The organism is Kamptonema formosum PCC 6407, assembly GCF_000332155.1.
Classification (GTDB): domain Bacteria; phylum Cyanobacteriota; class Cyanobacteriia; order Cyanobacteriales; family Microcoleaceae; genus Kamptonema; species Kamptonema formosum.
Map to the genome: position 1 here is coordinate 887,673 of NZ_KB235904.1, position 17,638 is coordinate 905,310.

The 17,638-nt window shown below is 41.1% G+C and carries 15 protein-coding genes; 1 reads left to right on the forward strand and 14 read right to left on the reverse strand.

Annotated elements, in window-relative coordinates; all coding sequences use genetic code 11:
• A complete protein-coding gene (locus tag OSCIL6407_RS0120835) occupies nucleotides 1-5,085 on the forward strand; it encodes a TIGR04372 family glycosyltransferase (protein ID WP_007357219.1) in 5,085 nt (1,694 codons plus the stop codon).
• Nucleotides 5,086-5,109: 24 nt separating this feature from the next.
• Here OSCIL6407_RS0120835 and OSCIL6407_RS0120840 read toward each other — a convergent pair whose 3' ends face one another.
• From OSCIL6407_RS0120840 to OSCIL6407_RS0120905, 14 genes are all read right to left on the reverse strand, one after another.
• Nucleotides 5,110-5,565 carry a DUF4214 domain-containing protein gene (locus OSCIL6407_RS0120840; protein ID WP_019487627.1) on the reverse strand — a complete coding sequence of 152 codons (456 nt, stop codon included), beginning with the start codon at nucleotides 5,563-5,565 and terminating at the stop codon, nucleotides 5,110-5,112.
• Between the two features lie 154 nt (nucleotides 5,566-5,719).
• Nucleotides 5,720-7,012, reverse strand: coding sequence for a glycosyltransferase family 4 protein (locus tag OSCIL6407_RS31045; RefSeq protein ID WP_007357221.1), 1,293 nt, complete (start codon nucleotides 7,010-7,012; stop codon nucleotides 5,720-5,722).
• Between the two features lie 69 nt (nucleotides 7,013-7,081).
• Nucleotides 7,082-7,471, reverse strand: a complete 390-nt coding sequence (locus tag OSCIL6407_RS0120850) for a hypothetical protein (RefSeq protein ID WP_007357222.1) — start codon at nucleotides 7,469-7,471, stop codon at nucleotides 7,082-7,084.
• A 43-nt stretch (nucleotides 7,472-7,514) separates the two neighbouring features.
• Nucleotides 7,515-9,590 carry a class I SAM-dependent methyltransferase gene (locus OSCIL6407_RS31900; protein WP_019487628.1) on the reverse strand — a complete coding sequence of 692 codons (2,076 nt, stop codon included), beginning with the start codon at nucleotides 9,588-9,590 and terminating at the stop codon, nucleotides 7,515-7,517.
• A 53-nt stretch (nucleotides 9,591-9,643) separates the two neighbouring features.
• Entirely contained in the window at nucleotides 9,644-10,288 is a 645-nt protein-coding gene (locus tag OSCIL6407_RS0120860; protein ID WP_007354339.1) for an SIS domain-containing protein, read from the reverse strand.
• Nucleotides 10,289-10,291: 3 nt separating this feature from the next.
• Complete coding sequence (locus OSCIL6407_RS0120865; RefSeq protein ID WP_007354340.1) at nucleotides 10,292-10,771, reverse strand: NUDIX hydrolase; 480 nt, start codon at nucleotides 10,769-10,771, stop codon at nucleotides 10,292-10,294.
• Nucleotides 10,772-10,775: 4 nt separating this feature from the next.
• A complete protein-coding gene (locus OSCIL6407_RS0120870; protein WP_007354341.1) occupies nucleotides 10,776-11,780 on the reverse strand; it encodes an SDR family oxidoreductase in 1,005 nt (334 codons plus the stop codon).
• Nucleotides 11,781-11,901: 121 nt separating this feature from the next.
• Nucleotides 11,902-13,092, reverse strand: coding sequence for a class I SAM-dependent methyltransferase (locus OSCIL6407_RS0120875; RefSeq protein WP_019487629.1), 1,191 nt, complete (start codon nucleotides 13,090-13,092; stop codon nucleotides 11,902-11,904).
• Between the two features lie 46 nt (nucleotides 13,093-13,138).
• Nucleotides 13,139-13,843, reverse strand: coding sequence for a class I SAM-dependent methyltransferase (locus tag OSCIL6407_RS0120880; RefSeq protein ID WP_007354343.1), 705 nt, complete (start codon nucleotides 13,841-13,843; stop codon nucleotides 13,139-13,141).
• Between the two features lie 144 nt (nucleotides 13,844-13,987).
• Nucleotides 13,988-14,869, reverse strand: coding sequence for a sugar nucleotide-binding protein (locus OSCIL6407_RS0120885; protein WP_007354344.1), 882 nt, complete (start codon nucleotides 14,867-14,869; stop codon nucleotides 13,988-13,990).
• 10 nt (nucleotides 14,870-14,879) lie between these two features.
• On the reverse strand, nucleotides 14,880-15,575 hold the full coding sequence (locus OSCIL6407_RS0120890; RefSeq protein ID WP_007354345.1) for a class I SAM-dependent methyltransferase: 696 nt from the start codon (nucleotides 15,573-15,575) through the stop codon (nucleotides 14,880-14,882).
• A gap of 112 nt (nucleotides 15,576-15,687) precedes the next feature.
• Nucleotides 15,688-16,110, reverse strand: coding sequence for an LIC12192 family sporadic carbohydrate cluster protein (locus tag OSCIL6407_RS0120895; protein WP_007354346.1), 423 nt, complete (start codon nucleotides 16,108-16,110; stop codon nucleotides 15,688-15,690).
• Nucleotides 16,110-16,958 (reverse strand): sporadic carbohydrate cluster 2OG-Fe(II) oxygenase, encoded by an 849-nt coding sequence (locus OSCIL6407_RS0120900; RefSeq protein ID WP_007354347.1) that lies wholly within the window; start codon nucleotides 16,956-16,958, stop codon nucleotides 16,110-16,112. The genes OSCIL6407_RS0120895 and OSCIL6407_RS0120900 overlap by 1 nt, the downstream gene beginning before the upstream one ends.
• Nucleotides 16,936-17,598: a class I SAM-dependent methyltransferase gene (locus OSCIL6407_RS0120905; RefSeq protein WP_007354348.1), complete on the reverse strand. Its 663-nt coding sequence runs from the start codon at nucleotides 17,596-17,598 to the stop codon at nucleotides 16,936-16,938. The genes OSCIL6407_RS0120900 and OSCIL6407_RS0120905 overlap by 23 nt, the downstream gene beginning before the upstream one ends.
• Nucleotides 17,599-17,638: the final 40 nt, after the last annotated feature.

The window sequence follows — 17,638 nt, forward strand, 5'->3', positions numbered from 1 at the left end:
ATGAATTTAGAGAACCAGACTAGCAATTTAGTAAATTGTTCGCCCAAATTAGAAAGCCCCTTTTTTGAAAAGATTCTCACTTATTGTCGTGGTATTGAGAACAATGCAAATTCTCCTGAATTTTACCTGGATTTAGGGCAAGCTTTTTATCGACTGGGAACAGAGTTGAAGCAGGAAAATTTTTACTCTTATCAAGAGATATGGGAAATCCTCGCTAAACAAGCTAATACTAATGATTCCTTAAGTGAGTTGTACGACCTCAACGACGCACTTTTTTTGTCCGTGACTTCCCACTTTAGCGATGAAGATTTTGTGGACGAACTGTACCTTACCTATCTGAAGCGGTCTGCCGATGTAGGGGGGAAAGACAATTTCCTTAATTATCTCGGTGATGGCACGCTCAGCCGACAGCAATGCCCAGCTAAAATTCGGCAATCATCGGAATTTATATCTCTGTTAGTCGATTCAACCGCTTCAAAATGTTTCCAAGAAGCGATCGCTGCTTACAGGCGTGCAGTTGAGCTAAATCCTGACTTTGACGAGTCTTACCGCTATTTGGGTGAAGCTTTAGCTTCAGAGGGCAAACTCGATGAAGCAATTCTCGCCTACCGTCGGGCTATAGAATTTAAGCCTAATTTTCATGAATTGCACAATAGTTTAGGAGAAATATTTTATCGATTGGCGATGGCACTGAACCTACAATCTTTCTGTTCATATTCAAGGTTAGGAGAAGTCCTTTCTCGCAAAGCTCAAGAGAACGACTCTTTAAGTATACCCTATAAATTTAATGACGAATTCTTTTTGCAAGCAACTTCACACCTAAATAGTGAACAGTTTGTTGAAGAACTTTATCGCACTTATCTGAAACGAGAGCCAGATAAGGAAGGAAAAAACTCTTTTTTTCCTTATATCAGTAATGGCAGCCTCACTCGCCATCAATCAATCGATCATATTCGACAATCATCAGAATTTACGTCTCTTTACATCAGCCCCATTATTTCATTTTGCCTAGAAGAAGCGATCCGCTCCTACAGCCGTGCTATTGCTCTGGAAAGCAACTATGATAGATACTATCATAACTTGGAAAAGGTGCTGGATCGGCAGGCTGAACTTGATCTTAAACCCGATTCACTACATATTTACCATGTAATCAGTAATGAGTTTTATCGTTCTGGAAAATATGATCAGGCTATTAAATTGCTAGCAAAGTCTGCGCAAATTCAAAATGAACTTGCAAAAACCTATCAACTTGATAAGCTATCTATCCGAATTATCACAGAAGAGTGGACTGGTGCTATTGGTCACCTAGGTTTACTCGACTACTATATGAAAATGAAAATACTAGGCTGGTTGCCACCACACAAAACTATTTTGTTGGCAGCCCCATACCGGAGTGCTAATCCTTGTTACCTGAAATACTGGTACCGTTATTTCCCTGTGGTGATTCCACCCACTCAACTTCAACTTCTATCCCCATTAACAAAATACTTAGAAGACCGCATCAGTGTGATTGCTCTGGCTAACGGAGAGACGTTACCTTTATATGAAGCTGTGATGAAGGTTCAAAAACAATGGGAAACTGAGAAGCGACCACACCTCCACACTTTGTCAGAGTTGGATGAAGAGCTTGGTTGGTCTTGTTTGCAGGAAATTGGTGTCCCAAAGAATGCTTGGTTTGTTGCTCTGCACGTTCGAGATACGGGCTATGTTAATGGACAGTGGCAGTGGGTAACTTGTGCTGGACGCAACGCTCATATTGAAACTTACCTGCTAGCAATCCAATCGATTGTAGAACGAGGAGGATGGGTGATTCGTATGGGCGATCGCCAGATGAAGCCTCTACCGCCTATGCCGCAGGTAATTGACTATGCTCACAGCAACGCAAAAAGTGATTGGATGGATGTTTTTCTGTGGGCTAAGAGTCGCTTTTTTATCGGTACGACTTCAGGTCCTAGCGTTGTTCCCCCAACCTTTGGTGTCCCCTGCGTTTTAACAAACTGGGCATCAATAAAGTTTCGACAGCAATTTAGCCAGGACCTGTTTATTCCTAAACTTTACTGGTCTGAGAGCGAGCAGCGCTATCTAACATTTACCGAAATGCTTTCTCCTGCTTACATAGTTACTGAAAATGTTGAATACTTTACTTCTATTGGTGTTAAAGTAGTAGATAATACTCCGGAGGAAATCAATGACTTAGTTTTGGAAATGCTGGAGCGACTGGAAGAGAAAATCAACTATACACAAGAGGACGATCTGTTACAGTCACACTTTGCCAAGCTTGTAGATCCTGATGACATTTACAGCGGTGCTAGGATGGGGCGAAATTTTCTACAAAAGTATGCTCATCTCATAAATTTACCGCCAGCAAACTTTGAATTGTACTTGCAGTTAGGGAATACCTTAGTTTCTCAAAATCAATGCGAGGAAGCACTACTCAATTATCAGCGTGCTGTTGAACTCAACCCAGACTCTTTTGAATGTCATCATCAGCTAGGAAAAACCTTCTATAGCTTGGCAAGCAATCTGAAGCCTGAATCTCTACAATTATATAGCTGGTTAGTGGAATTGCTCGCTCAACCAGGTCAGAGCAATGACTTTTCAACTGAGCCGATCCACCTCAATGACTCCGTCTTTTTGCTAGCAACTTCTCATCTCAATGAAGAAGATTTTGTTGAAGAGCTTTACCGCACCTATCTAAAACGCGCCGCTGAGCCGGGTGGCAAAAACTCCTTCCTTAATTATCTTGGTGATAGCCCATTCAACCGACAGCAATGCCCAGCTAAAATTCGGCAATCATCGGAATTTATATCTCTGTTAGTCGATTCAACCTCTTCAAGATGTTTCCAAGAAGCGATCTCAGCTTACCGACGTGCAGTTGAACTAAATCCTAACTCTGATGAGTCTTTCCACTGTTTGGGGGAATCTTTAGCTTCAAAGGGCAAGCTCGATGAAGCAATTCTCGCCTACCGTCGTGCAATAGAACTTAACCCAAGCTTGGATAAATCTTATTATAATTTAGGAAAAATTCTAGCTAAACAAAATCATTTCGATGAAGCAATCTTCGCGTACCGCTACGCTATTGAACTCAACCCGAATCTTGGCGAAGTATACCTAGAGTTGGGGGAAGTTTTAGCTAAAAATGGCAACCTAGAAGAAGCGATCGCAGTCTACCACCAAGCCCTTGAACTCAACCATAATTACCAGGGGTTTTTCCGCAATTTAGTGGAGATTTTTGTACAACAAGGCAACCTAGAAGAAGCGATCGCAGTCTACCAACAAGCTGTGCAAATTCAGCTAAATAATCTGGATGATTCAACACAATTTAGTGTAAAATATTATTGCAAATTAGCCATACTCCTAGCAGAAAAAGGCTTACTGGACGAGGCTGTAGCCTGTTTCCAGCAAGCTCCCCAGATTCAGCCCAGCGGAGGGGTTATTTACGAGAATATATGGAAAGGGTTGAATCAACTTGCTCCCCTAGATGAAGAGAAATTCTATTATCCAACTGAAATCAACTCGGTTGAAGTCTACCAATACTTCAGTCAGACTTGCCAATATACCGTTATGGGCATGGATTCCTTAACTGAGGCCAACCAAGTATTTTTGTCAGAGTTAGGGCTGTCGCTAGCTAACCTGGAAATAATTAGACAAGATAGCCTAGCTTTGGAAGAAATTTATATTAACAGTTTTGGCGGTTCACCAAAAGTTAACCTTTCTAGGGAAGCATTGAAAAATCCCCGAAAAAAAGGTGTTTGGCTTGATGTCAGACACGGGAGATATTTTCAGAACAGTATAGTAGAAACTGGTTATATTTATTTACTCTGTCCAATGACGGGTAAAATTATCAGATCCAATCACTCCTTCAGCCTGCACTGCCCTCATCAAACAGGAGGGGGTGTTTGGCATCCGATACATATCTATCGGTTTGTCAGCAGGGAGACATTTTATTTGACAGTCAATAGCTGGTTAGGCAACAAAAGTTTTCTTTATTTCCCCAATCAAGAGTTAATTATTAAATTAGCAGAGGAGCGGTATGTAGCTCAAGAACAAGTTATCAATATGTTTAAAGTCGATGCTGTTAGTTATTGGCCCCAAGTTAAAACTTACTTGTCCGAGGAAAAGCAGAAAAAAGAGGTGGCAGTCGATTTGGGATTTTTTCTCAACCTGGGACACTACTTGTGGAATGACCTTACAGGAATTCAAAAACTTTCAGACAACCTCACATTAGAAAAAGTAGATAAGTTTTTGATCGGACCTAATGAATTTTTTAAATTTGGCGACGTTTTCCCTGAAATTCCTGCCGAAAAAATAGTGAAAGTAGCAGATAGTTGGAGTTTGTTTAAAACAATTGTAGACAACAACTACATGGCTGTATGGACAACCGACTTAGTTTTGAACGAAAACTTAGCACAAAGAATTTATCAAGCTGCTGTTAAGAAATGCTCTTCAGAATTCTTGCAGCAAGTAGAAACAAGTAAGAAACATTTTCCTCTGATTTGTTTCCAAATCCGCACCCATTGTAGAGTATGGCTATCTCAAGTTGAAGGAATAGCAAATATTATTAACAACCTGTACAAAGATTTCCCCAATATTGGAGTAGTTTTTGAGGGATGGTCTCGACCCGAAACAGAAGAGCCTAGCGGGCAAAACCAAAAGGAGACTTATTACTTTGAGTACATGATCGAAAATAATAATGCGCTGGTTGAACAAATTATCGCCCTTCTAGATCCGCAGATTAGTACATATAATGCTATAGGGCGCATAATGTATGAAATTATTGCTTGGGATAGCGCTTTAGATATGTTTGTAGCCCCTGGAGGATCTGGAGCTTGCCTGATATCGTGGATTGCCAACAAGCCGGGTGTGTTTCACGGAAATACTAAGGCTTGCTCAGCGGGAGCTGAAGAATATTGGAACATGAGTCGAGAAAACTTAGTGCCGCCAGTGTTCTTGTCTCCAAGCCATGTTACAGATGTCCCAAATTCGGAACACACGCAAAACGATCTCAACTATGATTGCGATTGGAACGCTATTTATATTGAAGTTCTTGAAATAGTAAAGGGATTAAATCAGGATCTCTCATGACAAAGTTTGCTCTTCAAACCCTTTTCAAAAAATATGTTTGAAGAGTATTGAAACAACTTTCCCAATAAAATCGAGCGAAACACTTTTGAGATTTCCTAATGTTGAAAATAGTTTGATATCTTCTAAAGCTGAAGGCCATTTTTGCTTAAATTCGCCTGAATTCCTAATTCCTTTAAGGCAATTCTTACGGGAGAATTTGCCACTGCGAAGAGTTTGAAGCCAGCAGTAACTACCCCCAGGATCGAGTTCACGTTTCAGGTAAGTGCGGTAAACTGCTTGCAAAAAAGCTTCGTCGTTAAGGTTATAAGTAGCCTCATAAAAGAAATCATCGCTAATTTCATCAGGACGAAAATTTTCTAATATCTCGCAAAAGTCAGGAATTTTCTCAAAACTAATATTATCCTGCTTGACATCCTTACCGTCCGCGTTGGCTGCTGTATCAGTACGAAAATCTTTTTTATCATTATTCAATGAATCCATTTTTTATACTCTCCGTTGTTATATTCTCTTTGAGAATAACTTCTATATTTTAGCCCACATTCCGCCGTTTGACTGTTAAAGTTGGAGATTTTTGATGAAGTCACAGGGGTTGAATCGGGGTCAATGCTTCAACTTAACCAGAGTTGAGTTGAATTCAGACTGCGTTAGAAGCAAGCTTCTGGCATTGCTCTAATTCCACCTGCACTTGCTGTGCTGTGTTCTTCCAAGCTTGGGCTTGGGATTCAAAGTAATTTGCTTGAGCTTTAAAGTAATCTTTAGCTCTATAAAAGTCGTTAGTCGCCCACATCCCCATAATATATTCAAGGCGAGTTCTAACTTTTCTGCCGATCGCCTGCGGACTTAATAAAGATTTAGTTTCACAAGCTGCCCTCACTCCTACTTGTTGAGCTTGTTGATAGTTGTGAAAAACATAGTGCATGAGGACCGCAGCGTGTTCTATATCCGGCTCAGCCCAGACATTCCCCTTTTTATAAGGGCCGCCCTCTTCAGTAAGTTCTATTAAATCGTATTTCACTAAAAAACTATTGCCAACATTCATAAATTCCATATTAGACGAATAGGCAGTGGCTATGACTGGCTTGCCGTAGAACATCGCTTCAGCCATCGTCAGCCCAAAACCCTCAGCGCGGTGTAGCGATACGTAGCAGTCGCAATTATAAACTAAAGCATTCACCTCTTCCCTCATCAAATGCCCCTCTATCAGGTGAACAGATGAATATTTTGCTGCTAATGCCTTAAAGTTGTCTCGTTGATTAGGATAATGCTGAGAATTAGAAAACTTGATGACAAGCACAACATCTTCGTTTGACTCGCCAAAAGCTTGGATAAATGCCTCAATTACTGCCTCTGGATTTTTTCGCTCAAATGTGCTAAGGCAGTCAAACATGAATAGAAAAATAAATTTATCTTTCGGCAATCCTAAAGTTTCTCTTCCCAACAAAGGACGAGGAAGGTCTAGACTAGGCATTACCTTGATGACTGGAATAGGTGATACCGCCGCAATGGCTTCTGCCGAGTGATTGCTGTAAGTCCATATTTCATCAAAGAAATCAAAAGCAAACCGCCACTCAGGAGGGAATGTCGGCAGTTCCCAAGCCCAACATCCAATATTGTAGCGATTTTGAAAATATTTACGACCAAAAGCATCAATAAATGTACCTAGCGATTCAGCATTTACATTTACTAGGTTAATTGCATAGGGGTTATCAATGGCAAAATCTTCTTCTTGGTAGCTGGGATCTAAATTACGATGCCATTGGACATTAATACTATTCACTGTAAAGGGAAGACCGGTCGCTTTAATTGATCTAATATTGGCTCTTACTCCTTCCCCAAGTCCAAATTCTCCCTTGACAAACCCACCAATATTAACTCCAAAAGCCGAGTTTTGTGCTTCTTTGATCGTTGAAGATACTTTCTTATTCATAATTTAACTAAACAAGGTAAACTGCTTGAGGAAACGACATAACTATAATCAGAAAAGTTGATTATTTTTCTACTTTTTTTGTTGAGCTTGCACTTGCCCTAGCTCTTTTTGAAGCTGCTGTGCTGTCTGTCTCAAAGCCTGATACTTGGATTGAAGCCAATCTTTTTCTGCCTGAACCTGCTGGATCAAAGCTTGCGATTGTTTTAATTCTGTCTGTGTCTGGTAAAGTTGAGCTTGTAGATCCTCCAAGTGTTCCAATTTCTCCCGCATGATATGGAGTAGAGCATGAGATTCCTCTAACTCTTCCTGAGAGGTGTAAAGTTCAGCAGCAAGGGTTGAGATGAGGAGAATAAAGTCATGAGATTCTTCGGGATGCTCTTGAGCTGGGTGTGGTTCTAGCTGAGATCCCTTTACTAATTGTTTATCCTGAAATTCAAAAGTATCTTTCCACTCAGTCATCTTCTGTTTACTCTTTATTCAAATAGCTTTATCTATACTATTCTCAATTTAGAGAAATCATTTTTTTCACAAATCCGTTTGGTTTGACAATAAGGCGACGGATCAATTGTTTCCATTCTTCTGATTCTGTTAAGTAATAACTATCGAAAATTTCATCTTTTTCTAAGGAAAAAATGGCAAAATTTTCTAACCAATTATTGATAGTTTCACTTGGCGATAAAGACGTAAACTTCAATGATTCCTGCAAGCACTCTTGCATCTTACTCAGCTCGCCCTTGTGGTAAGCATACCATCCCTCCCACACCAATACCCTGTAATGGGTCTGGCGTTGTTCATTTGTTTGACCAGCGATACCTTGTTGAAATAAGGTTTTCTCTAATTTCTCGTGAATCCAGTGTTGTTGTGCCTGAAATTCTCCCTGAGTCTGATGCAATTGTAACTGCGACTGCTGCAATTCCTCCTGAGTCTGATGCAATTGTAACTGCGACTGCTGCAATTCCTCCTGAGTCTGATGCAATTGAGACTTTAGGCGTTTAAACTCTCTGAAGTTCATGTAAAATTGAGACTGCGATCGCTTTACCTCCACCTCCGTTTGATATAAGGTCAATTCAAGCTGAGACGCTTCCTTCTGAGAATCGAGTATCTGGGCATGAGATTGGACTAATTGCTCTTCACTTTGACGCAGCAAAAACTTAGCTTGAGATACTTCCTCTTGAGATTGGGCTAGCTCGGCCTGAGTTTGATGTAATTGGTTCTGAGATTGGGTTAGCTCGGCCTGAGTTTGATGTAATTGGGTTTGAGATTGGGTTAGCTCGGCCTGAGTTTGATGTAATTGGGTTTGAGATTGGGCTAGCTCCGCCTGAGTTTGATGTAATTGGGTTTGAGATTGGGTTAGCTCGGCCTGAGTTTGATGTAATTGGGTTTGAGATTGGGCTAGCTCCGCCTGAGTTTGATGTAATTGGGTTTGAGATTGGGCTAGCTCCGCCTGATTTTGATGTAATTGGGTTTGAGATTGGGCTAGCTCCGCCTGAGTTTGATGTAATTGGGTTTGAGATTGGGCTAGCTCCGCCTGAGTTTGATGTAATTGGGTTTGAGATTGGGCTAGCTCCGCCTGATTTTGATGAAGTTGCGACTGCGACTGCTCTAATTCTTCTTGGGAGGTATGCAGTTGTAACTGAAATTTTTCTAACTCTGTCTCAGTTTGATGCAGTTGCGATTGAGCTTGTGCAAAATCTGCCTGAGTTTGATGCAATTGGGTTTGGGATTGTTGCAGTTTTGCCTCAGATGTGTACAGTTGTGATTGAGATTGTGCCAACTCTTTCTGAGTCTGATACCATTGCTCCTTGTACTGTTCTGAGTCAATTTTTTCAAAAGTTTGTAGGTAATCTCTTGAAGATAATAAAAAACCTTTTAAGGCAAGTGAATCATAGTGAGATAACCTTTCAAATAAATCTTGGGGGATATTCTTTTCTGTGAGTAGATGAATAGACGAGCCGTTTGAGTATAGGTTTAAGCCTAGCCTCTCTGCAATAATAGATAAAGATTTAGGAGTGTATAAAGAGATGTGCTGACCCTCGTGAGGAGCATAGTACCACCACTCTTGTGGCTTGGGTTGATTTTCGGGCAGTAATTCTGTGCTAAATAAAATATTTCTTGAATAGTTTAATAACTTATTAATTTCATCAATAGGATTGACAAAATGCTCAAAAACCTCAAAAGCAGTTATCAATTCATATTGCCGATCATCTTGTAAATTTGCTTCCCACCCCTTGGCGAATATATTATCGCAATACTTGTCGTACCAATAAAAATTAAAGCGGATATCCCTCATCAATCGCACAAACAAGCCATAGCCAGCGGCATAGTCCAAAAAATTAGCATTAGAATTAAAAATCTTCGTAATTATATTAGTTGCTATTCTGGCAAGCATATAATTTCTAAAGACTAGACCGGAATCAGTCTCGGCAATAGGTTGAGAATAGGCTTCTTCCAGCCAATAAGGTTCCTCAGTTTGAACAAACCCACAATTAGTACATTTAAAATAGGCTGCATCATATTTGTTAAGAATATTAGCATTTGCAAAATAGAAAGATTCCGATTCACAAATCTTGCATTTCATAGACAGACTTTTCCTTACTTAAATAACTTGTTAACTAGAGTTCGTGGGGGATACTACACAATATTTTCGCTGAGAGACAAAGCTGGATCTACCATTTGAGATTCGGGTAAAACACCTTTCATTAAGCCATCCAAGATGCAGTGACAAATACACAAATGAGTAATTTCAGCAAAACCATAAGCCATCGTTGGGACGTAAAAATTAATGTCACCTAATAGACGCAGGGGATTATCTGTTTTAAAGGCTGAGAGGGTAATCACATGACATCCAATTTGACTACCCTGACGCGCACCGGCCAATATATTGGCAGATTGACCGGAACTACTAATGGCAAAGAGGACATCTCCTGGTTGGGCGAACGTAGCAATTGGCTTGCTAAACACCTGTTCGTAGCCGAAATCGTTGCCGATGCAAGTTAGCAGAGCTCCGTCGTTGAAGGCAATCGCGGGAAATCCTCCATTACGCCAGTAGTCAATTGCTTGGTGACTGGCTATTGCTGCACTACCGCCGTTGCCAATAAAAATGACCTTTTTTTGTTGCTGGGTTTGCCGATAGACTAAAGCAGCAGCCCGATCAATACCTTCACCAAAGGATATTAGTTGGGATTGGCGATCGCTCGCCTCAAAGTTTTCGCTGAGTGCAGCTAGCTGGCGGAAATAATCAGAGGCAAATAGCAGTTGCGAGCTTAATGATTGCATAGATTATAGATTCGGGAATTTAGAGGTAAGACTGGCTGATGACTTCGTTAGACTTTGCCAAGAAGTAGTTAGTTCCTCGGAAGCGATCGCTTCGAGGACTTGTGGTAAAACTCTTAGTATTTTTGGAACTAGGAGCAACTGAGTCAATTCCTCAAGTGTAAACAATCCTAGTGCTTGACCTTCAGTTAGTTTTAACTGATTGAGGTCAACTGTCAAGGGTGCAACAAAAATGTGATTGATGCAAGGGTCGTCTGATTCGTCCCATCTGAGCAAAAACTTGAACTCCGGCGGTGTCCAGCCTAATTCTTCCTCTATTTCTCGCTTCACGGCCTGGACGGGAGTTTCTCCAGCATCTATCAACCCGCCAAATAGTCCCCAGTGGTTAGGGAAAAAGATATCAGGTTTGTTATCTCGCAGTTGGAGCAGCAGGCGAGATCCTTGATAAATAAATACCTTGACTGCTTGAGGGGGCGTTGGCTCCATAGATTTAATTTTCCCCCAGATGCTCAAACCATTCTTTTGTCGCTTCCTGAATCGCATCAGGTGTCCAAACAGGGGCTTCTCGCCACATATTAATATTTGCCAACATCTGCGATACCCCTTCTGGAAATGAAACCTGCGGCTGCCATCCCAGTAGGGTTTTTGCCTTTGCGATGTCTCCCCACGTACAGTCAGGTTCTCCCGGGCGTTTGGGAATGTGGGTGATAGGACCTTCCAAAAGTTTTACTAGAGTGAGGACGCTTTGAGGTTGACCAGAACAAATGTTAATAATTTCACCCATCATATCTGATTCAGCAGCTTTGATAAATGCTTCGACAACATCGCTAACAAAAGTAAAGTCTCTTGTTTGGCTGCCGTCTCCTACCACGGTGAATGGTTTTCCGGCTAATTTTTGGGCTAAGAAGACACCAAATACTGCTCCGTAAGCCCCTGTAGTGCGGGAACGGGGGCCGTAGACATTAAACAGCCGCAGGGATAGGGCAGGGAGTTTATAGACTTTTGCCCAGTGCAGTACCAATTGCTCTCCTAAATACTTAGTGAGAGCGTAGGGGTGTTCGGGAGAGCAAGGATAGCTTTCTGGGGTAGGATATTGGTGGGGAATACCGTAGCAGGTGGAGGATGCCGTGTAAATGAACCGTTGGATGGGGGCGTGACGGCAGGCATCTAGAAGGGCATAGGTACTATGGACGTTGGCGTGGTAATACTTGCCGGGGTTCTGGATAGAAGGGACTAGATCCGCTAATCCTGCGAGGTGAAATACCCAGTCAATGCCTTCTAAAGTAGATGGCGTAATGGCGGCTGCGTCTTGTTCTAGGAAATTAAAAGTATTATAGGTTTTATAGGTTTTAGCCCTTTCTAAGTTGACAAGGCGACCAGTAATTAGGCTGTCTAAACCAGTTACAGCGTGACCGAGAGCAAGGAGGCGATCGCACAGGTGGCTGCCGATGAAGCCGGCGGCACCGGTGACTAGACAGTGTTTGGGGGTAGTCAAGCAGTTCCTCCAGAAATTAACGAATAATACATACAATTGTACTGCCAATCCTCAGACAATAAAGGTAAGACTCACCTGTACGATTAAAATCTTTAAACTGTGAGTTTCACGCTACCATATATCAGGAATAAGCCATCTTGCTAAAGCAAATGTAGTGATACGGTGCGCCCCACATACTCCTCACGCACTTTGATGCCTGGTATACCGATATGAGTTGCTCGAGTTGGTTGTATTTTACTGCCTCATATATATTCTTCATTTCTCTATTGAATTGCTGCAATCTTGAATCTTGAATTTGGCTGAGATACTCATCTAGTAGGGGTGGATAAATTATCGCTTCTATAGGAGTTCCCCAATTTACCGTATAATCGGAAAGTTGTTCTATTAAGTTAGTCAGTGAGTCAATGACTGCGGGGCTTGCTGAACTCTTTTCTCCGGCTGATGGAGGTAATCCTGTTAAAAAAAATGGCAAGTACATCCTCAAGTTTTCTGTTAATTGTTGGTGGCGTTCTGAACTATCTGAAACATTTTTGTACCAGGTAAACCTATCTATTCCTGTCCACTTTGGAGAAGAAGAATAAAATTCACAGCCAATCTGTTCTAGTAGCGGGATCAATTCAGGGTAGCTCCAATGGTATTTTGAGGCCAAAAACGGGTTAATTAACGTATCTTTCCACCATGCCTCGAAAGACCGAGAAGCCTTCAATTTTGAGAAATCTTCTGCATATAACTTTTCAGCAATATTGAGCGCAACTTGACTGTGAACGTTATCAATTCCTTGGAGTTGGTATGCTCTCCATACAACCATTCGTCTTGTCATTTCTAGCAAGCAGCCGTATCTGTCATTGAATGAGATGACAGCTAAGCCTCCTGGTTTGAGCAGTTGACCAATTTTTTGAACCATTTCATCGCGATTCGGTAATGTGAATAAAAATCCCTCAGCCAGAACTATGTCATAAGTTATATCCGATTCAAATATGTCGATTCCTTCTGTTACTAAAGCAGCGATGTGTTCCGTCACGCCAAACTTTTGGAATAACGCTTTGAGTTGGGGTAAAACTTGGTGATTTGGTTCTACCAGGGTGAGGTTTGCACCTACACAAGCTAGAACCAAGGCGTTTTCTCCTGAATTACAACCAAACTCAAGAATTGAACTATTTTGTAGCAAAGAAAAGGGTATACCTAAATGGCGTTCGTATAAGTTATGACGCTTAGCAAAGTGCAATTCCCAAGCTACCCTATCTTCAAGAGAAATTGGGACTGGGTTGAAGGAATTTTGTTGGTAATATTCAAGAAGTGATTTGCTTGACACTGTTGTAGGTAAAATAGACTAAGTGAGCAATCGTCGTTTTGTTAGATTAATGCTCGATCAATAGAGATCGATTGGGCGATATACCTATGCCAATTAAATAGTGAGCCATCGGGGCAAATCCAGTATGAACTATCTCGTCATTAGCAGAAAACATTAATACTGTTTGAAAATGATGAGCCAAGGATTCCCGCAAGCGGTCAGCCGAGTAAAGATTGATGTGACCGGCCCTCGTTACTGGCGAAGCATAGTGGTCAGAAGTAATGTTAGGAGTCCCGACAACAAACATTCCCCCATCAATCAAATTACCAGTGACCGCACTTAAGAAACTCTCTTCATTTTCGGGAAAAATATGTTCTATGACATCAAAGCTGGCAACAGCATCATATTTTCCAAAGGAACCGCCTATGATATCGGCGTGGCGAAACTGTAGCTTGGCACTAGCGATCGTTTCCTTAGCAACTGCGATCGCATCGGCATCAATATCAATCCCCAGACACTCATTTGCAAATTCAGATAGGATTAGCGTTCCTAACCCTTCACTGCATCCTACCTCAAGAATTTGCTTTCCTGTACCAATCATTTTAGCAGCAAACTTATGATAGCTCAAGGCATGGAGAATTCGGCGGGGACTATTACGGAACTGATAGGTAAAGTAAGGGCCAAGTAACAGCCTGTCATTTCCCAGCAGTGCCTTTGTTTCAGTCCATTGTACTTGTTCTTTTGTTGCTGACTCTTCAATATCGTTTGTCATTTTTTCTATTTGTTTTGCTGTTAAGTTTTGCCGATTTAAAATTGGAAATAAATCATCTAAGTTTTTTTCACTAATCGCTGATTATATAACTTTACTCTAGATTGTCTCACTTCTCAAAAAAATAACTTGATTGAAAGAATTGCTTCACCGATCAATATTATTCCTTAGTATTAAGTCTATTCCCGACCAGACCTTCGGTGGCTCCAATCGAAGTTGGATGCGCAGTTGCGTTGTATCCAGTGTCGTATGCAAAGGGACAAATTCAGGTTGTAAATTAACCTCCTTTGAGTTGCGCGGTTTCACTAGGTCTAGATTAGCGTCAATTTGCCGTGCAAGATAATAAGCCACCTCGTCGTAACTTATATCTTTCTCCCCAGAAACTTGAACAATTCCTGGCAAGCGTAATTCGCCCAGCCGAGACAAGACATCGGCAGCAAAATATAGGGGGACTGGAGCCATTACCATATCTAAGAAGGGATGAATTTCCTGATTGTTCCGTAATGCCTGAATCCATCCTTGAAACAAAGGCACCCTAGAGCTAAGAACTTTCGTAAATCGCACTATAGAAACTAAGTTACCGAGAGCCAGTAACTGTTTCTCAGCTTCAGCTTTCTGCCTGCCGTATTCTGTTTGTGGACAGACTTTATCATCAGCTTTACGCAAGGGAATCGACCCATCGTAGACTTGATTGGTTGACAAAAATACGACAAATGTACCTCTAGCAATTAGATCCTTTGCTAAGGATAGTGTGTTGCGGACGTTCACTTCAGCACTGTGCACCGGATCTTGGCGACATTGTTCGAGGGAAGTTACGGCAGCGCACAGATAAGCTACATCTATTTTAGCAGGAGGATGCCAGTTGGCAATCTCTTTTGTTAAGTCGATAAAGATTCTTGTTTCAGAGAGAGTATCGTGCCGCCGGGTGGTTTCAATGACTGGCTTTCCAGCACTTATTAGTCGAGCGGCCAATGCTCGACCCATTGAGCTGTCAGCTCCTACTATAAGTGATACATCTGTTTGTTTCATCCTCAGCTAATTAGGTAGTAGAGTCCTTTTTCATACAGCACAATGCAAAAAGATAGTGCGCCATTGAGTAAAATCCTGTATGCACGACCTCATCATTCATCGAGAAAATAAATACGTTATGGAAAAAACGCGACATTAACTCTTTTAACTCTTTCTGGTCTTTGCAATTGACGTGTCCTTCCTTACTCGCAGCCGAGGCATAAGCCTGGGACTGAATTGATGGCATCCCGATTATTAATACTCCTTGTTCAGTCAGAGATTGAACGATATTGGACATAAAATGCTGCTCGTCTTCCTGGCGGATATGTTCTAGCACATCTAAAGCATAAGCACCATCAAACAGTCCTTCTACAGGTTTTTCCAGAATATTGTGAACTACACAATCAAACTGCCACTTTTCGTCCATGCGATCGATCGCATCCTTAACAAACACCGGGTCAAAATCAACTGCCGTTAGATGTTTGACTTCTTGCCGGACAACTCTAGTTGCAAACGCATCCGCGCAGCCGATTTCAAGCACACTGTTCATACCTCCAAACATCTTAGCCACAAACTTGTATCTCGATAAGACAAATAGCAAGCGTTTAGGATCGTCATGCCATACTTGGTTGCTCATTAGACCCAAGTGTGTGAGTCCTTTACTGTCGCGCAATTCAACACAATTTTGATACTGCATTTCTCGAGTTTTCTGTGTCAAGTCGCTCACCTCTCACCTCTAATAAAATTAATAACCCTTCAATTATTTATAATCTTGTCAAGCCTAATTTATTCTATCCCATAGCCATCAAACCTCAATTATTTTTCTGTTCACCAGATTATTAACCAGCAATCGTCCCAGACAAAGTATTTGTGACATCCCGCGCCAGGAGCTTGCAAGCTATTATATCTTCAATCAACTCTATATCATTTTCTTGAAAAATAGCAAGTTCCTCTAGAGCAAATTGTAGCCCACACCCCTTGCTTAACAATTCAGTATATATTTTTTTTCTATGAATCGCATCTGGTGGCAATAATTTAATAGAGTAAAAAATAATCCCTGCAATTGAGTCCAAATCTTCAAGTAAGGCATTTAACATCATGTAGCAATTATCCATATAATATTCAGTTGCACTGAGCAAAAATAGCATACCTTTAGTCTGAGCGTAGTTACGAATCACAATATTTTGTACTCGCTGCGGAATAAAATCACCACCGATCTCCCGACTAAAAATATATCCTCTCCATCCCTTTTGAACTTTCATCAGCACTCCGGTTTGATATAATTGTACCCTATTTTTGTAACTGGACGCATCGTAATTGGCAAAAATGATTCGCCTAATTCCTTCGTCCCATAAGGAGAAAGCAAACTCTTAAACCGAACATTAAAAGTCCATCTCGTTTCTGACTCTTCATTAACTCGGTTCCCATGAAGTAGGGAATGAGAAAATATCACTCCTTGTCCACAATTAACCTCTAACCAAACCAATTTATCTGTAATTTTATTAAAAAGATCTTCGGCAGTAAGATGAGAATATTGTTTGAAGTTTCTAAATACCTCCTCTGATTCTGCTCTGGGCAAGATAAACATTGACTTGGTTTGGTAACAATTCACCAAGGGCAGCCAAAACACAATTTCATAGGGCGAATTTCCCGACCAGACATCAGAATGCAGTGGCAAAAGGGAACTGTCATCCCCTGGAAACTGGATGCTTAAATTGCAGTTTCTCTGCATTGCCAATTCGTTACCAACTAGCCAATGAATATACTTCTTGCCCAAAGAATAAATGTTTGGTCTCAAGCTTTTATCCTGTGCCATCAGAGCGATTAGCTTCACTCGAAAATCGTTTAGTTCGCTGACTGAAATGATTTTATGAATGCGATCAAAAAAATCTGCTTCTGAATATTTACTTTGATTGCCAATTAACTCAATTCCTGCCTGATAGAGATTTTTCTTGACTGCATTTAAGAGAGAATCATTTTCTAAGGGAAATACAATATAACCGTCTCTTAAAAACTGAGCGCTAGCCTCATTTTCTTCAGAAGTCAAAAATGGGTTTTCCCTACTGGGACTGTCAACTTTAAGGCACTCACTCGAAGAAAATACAGCCATAATCCCCCCTATAGCCACTTTGCTTAAAACACCACTCCCACTCATTAGGAGTATAAAAAGACTCGCAAGTTAGCTGCCAATATAGCAGATTCACTCGCTCCCGCTCATTTCTGTAGGACTCAACAACAATGTATTTTTTATCATTGCCAACTCGCTCAATTTCTTGCAAAGCCGCGTACAATTCGTAATTGTATAAATTGTGCAGAGTTAAAATCGAAACTACAAAGTCAAAAGTATTGTCTTCAAATGGCAGCTTCGTAGCATTTCCGACTTGTAAAAAAGGCTTTACCTCCTCTTTAGCATTGTCAATACCATACTGCGAGATGTCTATCCCTGCAACTTCTACTCCAGGGATGGCTTGACTAAACTCATAAAGCAAATATGCCTTACCGCAGCCAACATCAAGAATTTTATCTCCTGGTTTAAGATCGTAATGCTTAACTATCTCCTTAGCAATTGGCAGCCAACGACCATCGTAGCGATAACCACCATAACCGTATTGGCGATCGCCATCCCAGTAATCTTGACCATACTGCTTAGCAATTGTGGCACAATCTGCCTTATCGTGTTGGACAACACGAGCGACATAATCGCGCTTGGTACTGGTATGTACTTTCGTAATGAAATCGACGTAGCTCACACTATCTTTCTCCCGCCATACAGTTAGTTAATATTAGCGT

What these genes read in the sequence shown, in the direction of transcription:
- OSCIL6407_RS0120835 (WP_007357219.1), top strand. Translation starts at nt 1, where the DNA reads ATGAATTTAGAGAACCAGACTAGCAATTTAGTAAATTGTTCGCCCAAA.
- OSCIL6407_RS0120840 (WP_019487627.1), bottom strand. Translation starts at nt 5,565, where the DNA reads ATGGATTCATTGAATAATGATAAAAAAGATTTTCGTACTGATACAGCA.
- OSCIL6407_RS31045 (WP_007357221.1), bottom strand. Translation starts at nt 7,012, where the DNA reads ATGAATAAGAAAGTATCTTCAACGATCAAAGAAGCACAAAACTCGGCT.
- OSCIL6407_RS0120850 (WP_007357222.1), bottom strand. Translation starts at nt 7,471, where the DNA reads ATGACTGAGTGGAAAGATACTTTTGAATTTCAGGATAAACAATTAGTA.
- OSCIL6407_RS31900 (WP_019487628.1), bottom strand. Translation starts at nt 9,590, where the DNA reads ATGAAATGCAAGATTTGTGAATCGGAATCTTTCTATTTTGCAAATGCT.
- OSCIL6407_RS0120860 (WP_007354339.1), bottom strand. Translation starts at nt 10,288, where the DNA reads ATGCAATCATTAAGCTCGCAACTGCTATTTGCCTCTGATTATTTCCGC.
- OSCIL6407_RS0120865 (WP_007354340.1), bottom strand. Translation starts at nt 10,771, where the DNA reads ATGGAGCCAACGCCCCCTCAAGCAGTCAAGGTATTTATTTATCAAGGA.
- OSCIL6407_RS0120880 (WP_007354343.1), bottom strand. Translation starts at nt 13,843, where the DNA reads ATGACAAACGATATTGAAGAGTCAGCAACAAAAGAACAAGTACAATGG.
- OSCIL6407_RS0120885 (WP_007354344.1), bottom strand. Translation starts at nt 14,869, where the DNA reads ATGAAACAAACAGATGTATCACTTATAGTAGGAGCTGACAGCTCAATG.
- OSCIL6407_RS0120895 (WP_007354346.1), bottom strand. Translation starts at nt 16,110, where the DNA reads ATGAAAGTTCAAAAGGGATGGAGAGGATATATTTTTAGTCGGGAGATC.
- OSCIL6407_RS0120900 (WP_007354347.1), bottom strand. Translation starts at nt 16,958, where the DNA reads ATGGCTGTATTTTCTTCGAGTGAGTGCCTTAAAGTTGACAGTCCCAGT.